This is a genomic window from Pseudomonas sp. LJDD11 (genome assembly GCF_024584215.1).
Classification (GTDB): domain Bacteria; phylum Pseudomonadota; class Gammaproteobacteria; order Pseudomonadales; family Pseudomonadaceae; genus Aquipseudomonas.
Genome location: NZ_JANJFL010000167.1, coordinates 1 through 506, shown reverse-complemented (window position 1 = coordinate 506; position 506 = coordinate 1). Strand labels below are relative to the sequence as shown.

The 506-nt window shown below is 47.6% G+C and carries 1 protein-coding gene and 1 pseudogene; one reads left to right on the top strand and one right to left on the bottom strand.

Going from position 1 to position 506, the window contains the following annotated elements:
- Positions 1-204 (top strand): hypothetical protein (locus tag NRB16_RS29385; protein WP_257107632.1); only part of this gene is annotated, 204 nt, incomplete at its 5' end.
- Positions 205-216: 12 nt separating this feature from the next.
- Here the strand turns inward: NRB16_RS29385 and NRB16_RS29380 are convergent.
- A pseudogene (locus NRB16_RS29380) lies at positions 217-506 on the bottom strand (permease); the annotation flags it as partial.

The window sequence follows — 506 nt, the reverse complement described above, 5'->3', positions numbered from 1 at the left end:
ATTTATATAAGAGACTTGGAATCTCATGAATTCCTTTGGCGGGCAGTTGATTTTTTTGATACTCCACATCATGACAGATGTATCGGTGCAGGAAAATCTGCTCCGCTCTGCACTACAAGCGACCATATAATTCATGGCGTTTACTACTCCAAAAAAAGAACAGACACGATAAGAATGTTATTTTCCTGCAATACTGCTTCTTAAGCCGCTCGCATTTCACCACTCCCAATCTTTCTCCATATACTCGGCCGTTGGTGGCAGGACGGAGTGCAGGAATTGCAGGTACTGCTCGAACAGCTCCTTGTTGGAGAAACGTGCCTCAAATCCCAGCGTAATGTCCGTGCGATGGGTAATGATCATGGAGCGTTTCCGATCCACCGTGACAAAGTTGTACTCGTTCCAGGGCAGGCTTTCCTCGTTGTGAATCTTGTTTTCCCAGTTCAGCAAAGTACGAGCTGCTCCGAGTGAAATCGCGGCTGGGCCAATCAGGAAGAGCAGCGAGCCAG